The sequence below is a fragment of the Mesorhizobium sp. M7A.F.Ca.US.006.04.2.1 genome (assembly GCF_004022915.1).
Classification (GTDB): Bacteria; Pseudomonadota; Alphaproteobacteria; order Rhizobiales; family Rhizobiaceae; genus Mesorhizobium; species Mesorhizobium ciceri.
The window spans coordinates 1-2,086 of the sequence record NZ_RZQA01000987.1 but is presented as its reverse complement, the minus strand read 5'-3'; the positions used below and the strand labels follow the sequence as shown (position 1 = coordinate 2,086).

Annotated in this window: 4 protein-coding genes; 3 read left to right on the top strand and 1 reads right to left on the bottom strand. The window is 61.5% G+C overall.

Translation table 11 applies throughout. From position 1 onward, the window contains the following. Positions 1-146: 146 nt before the first annotated feature. A complete protein-coding gene (locus EN925_RS33230; RefSeq protein ID WP_245487400.1) occupies positions 147-470 on the bottom strand; it encodes a type IV secretory system conjugative DNA transfer family protein in 324 nt (107 codons plus the stop codon). A gap of 382 nt (positions 471-852) precedes the next feature. Between EN925_RS33230 and EN925_RS41110 the strand changes: the two genes are divergently transcribed. The 3 genes from EN925_RS41110 to EN925_RS33215 all read left to right on the top strand — a co-directional run. Beyond that, positions 853-1,167, top strand: a complete 315-nt coding sequence (locus EN925_RS41110; protein ID WP_245469230.1) for a hypothetical protein — start codon at positions 853-855, stop codon at positions 1,165-1,167. A gap of 52 nt (positions 1,168-1,219) precedes the next feature. Further along, positions 1,220-1,930: a transcriptional regulator NanR gene (gene nanR / locus EN925_RS33220; protein ID WP_027163180.1), complete on the top strand. Its 711-nt coding sequence runs from the start codon at positions 1,220-1,222 to the stop codon at positions 1,928-1,930. Further along, positions 1,927-2,086 (top strand): antibiotic biosynthesis monooxygenase (locus tag EN925_RS33215; protein WP_206633063.1); only part of this gene is annotated, 160 nt, incomplete at its 3' end. The genes nanR and EN925_RS33215, both read left to right, overlap by 4 nt.

The following is a 2,086-nucleotide window of genomic DNA, read 5'->3' as shown; positions in this document are numbered from 1 at the left end:
CCGTTGAACAGCTGATCTCGGGAAGGGGAGGGGGGGCCCATCTTCAAGCGGGGTCGGAGGCTTGCCAACGCGCTGTTGGGTGGCTTTCATCTCCTGAACGAATTTCATGGAAATCAGCTCATCGACAAGATCCGAACTGGCCTGCTTCATTGCGATTGTAGATGGCATTCATCAGTGAGCCAATGATGACCCGGGCGAGGTCCGGATGGTTCTCGAGTGTGTTGAGTCGACGTTGATGAAGATGTCGATTTTGCCCGCTGCAACCTCGTCGGTCGCAAACTTCTGCCCGAGACGAGCGCGGCGTAGCTCTCATAGGACAGCCAGTGCGTTTCCCTGGATGCGGCCCCATAGATGCCCGAGAATGTCTCCGGTGTCATGTTGATGAAGCGGGCGACGTTTTCGCGGACAAATGCGCTTGGCGACGAGTCGCAATCCTGCAATCGGGTCGCAGTTTTGGTTCCGGAACCCATTGCGTCACGCCGCGCAGCAGTGGTTCGACGACGTCGCATGGAGTGGGTGTCGGCTGAACATGACACCGAGCTATCCGCTTGGCCTTCGGCGAATCGAAGCAATTCAGCACGAGCCCAGAGTCGGTGACATCGCCATATCTGTCCGCCCCGGTCGCAGGCCTCTGACCTTGCGGTTGTGCGCGGCTATCTCCCGCGAGGTCTGTGCGCCCGCGGAACCGGTCCGCTTTGGGAATTCCGAACTTCGCACAATCTATTCCGAGGGTAGGATCATCACAGCCTTCGTCGGCGGTGTGGTTCCTCCGGGCGATGGCTTCCTTCACTCCAGATTCCCAGGTTCATATGACTCACGCTGGACGGGTTCAGGTCGACGGCATTCTCGGCCTTGCAAGGCCTATCCTCACTTTCATGCCTTGAAGCGCTGCATTCGCTTGGTTTCATCACCGGCGGTGTGGCCGCTGGCGCGATCGGCTGGAGCGGAAATCCGCTCGCCCTTTGGCAGCCCTGGCTTGCCTGGGTCAGGCAGCGCAGCGGGGCGAGGGCACATGTCTGTGCCACTCCCGTGGTCGAGGTCGAGGGCGTGAAGGTTGCGCCGCTGATCTGCTACGAGCAGCCCATCGTCGTCCTTGCCATCCAAGAGGCGGGCCGCGCGAGCCTGGGCATCTCTGTTCGGTCTCTATCCAGCCCAATTGATCGTTGACAGAGGCGCTCTGGGAGCCTAGCGTACCTGACTGGTATAACAGGTATGCCACATGATCGGCGTTCTGATCAAACCGCGGAAGCTTTCGGAGGAGGTTGCAGCGCACCTCGAGCGGATGATCCGCAAGGGAGAGCTGGCCGAAGCCGACCGGCTCCCATCCGAGCGGGAACTCATGCGGCAGTTCGGGGTCGGGCGCCCTTCAATCCGCGAGGCCCTGCTGCATCTGAGCAAGATGGGGCTTGTCGAGGTGAAATCCGGCGAGCGCGCCCGCGTCACTCGGCCAACCCCCCAATTCGTGATCGACGCCCTCTCGGGGCCGGCGCGCCACATGATTTCGGCTCCTGGCGGGGTTCATGACTTCCAGAGCGCGCGTTTGTTTTTCGAAGTCGGGCTTGCCCGCAACGCCGCCATCAATGCCACGTCAGAGGATATTGAGGGCCTCAAGGAGGCGCTCGAAATCAACCGGCAGTCGATCGGGGACCTGACGCGCTTCGAGCGCACCGATGTGGACTTCCACTACGTGCTGGCGGTGATCACCCGCAATCGTATCTTCACAGCCATTCACGCGGCGTTGGCCGAATGGCTGCTGGAACAGCGGCGCACAACTTTGGCCAAAGGTGAAGACCGAAAGGCCTACGAGGCTCATCGAGAAATCTTTGATGCCGTCGCCGCGCGCGATCCAGACGCCTCTGAAGCGGCTATGCGCAGGCATCTGGAATATGTCTCCAGACGCTATCTTGAAATTGCGGGTGGCAAGGGATGAGCGGCTTCGTGGTCTGGGTCGATTTCCGCCTCAAGCCGGGTGCCCGGGGCAGATTCCGAGAGCTCGTGGACGCCAACGCGACCGCGTCGGTTCGCAGCGAAGCCGGCTGCCGCCGCTTTGATGTGACGCAGGCGCGCGGCGAGCCCGACCGGGTCC